The organism is Gilvimarinus gilvus (genome assembly GCF_030518155.1).
Taxonomy (GTDB): Bacteria; Pseudomonadota; Gammaproteobacteria; order Pseudomonadales; family Cellvibrionaceae; genus Gilvimarinus; species Gilvimarinus gilvus.
Map to the genome: position 1 here is coordinate 1 of NZ_JAULRU010000602.1, position 331 is coordinate 331.

At 67.1% G+C, this 331-nt stretch carries 1 protein-coding gene; it reads left to right on the forward strand.

The genetic code is table 11. The features are described 5' to 3' along the window. Window positions 1-302, forward strand: a 302-nt coding sequence (locus QWI17_RS14895) for a fumarylacetoacetate hydrolase family protein (RefSeq protein WP_302723320.1), incomplete at its 5' end; no start/stop codon positions are given. Window positions 303-331: the final 29 nt, after the last annotated feature.

Sequence of the window (331 nt, forward strand, 5' to 3'; positions counted from 1 at the left end):
ACACCCGCAGCATGTACTGGACCGTGGCCCAACTGGTTGCCCACCACAGCGTCAACGGCTGCCAGTTGCAGCCGGGCGACCTGTTCGGCTCGGGCACCCTCTCCGGTGCCACCCCTGGCTCGTACGGCAGCCTGCTGGAAATCACCGAAGGCGGCAAACTGCCGGTGGAGCTGGCCAGTGGCGAGGTGCGCAAGTTCCTCGAAGACGGTGACGAGATCATCCTGCGCGCCCGCTGCCAGCGTGACGGCGTGGCCAGCATCGGCTTCGGCGAATGCCGTGGCACGGTCGTCGCGGCCAACTGAGGGGGCAGGGCATGGAGCTGTACACCTAT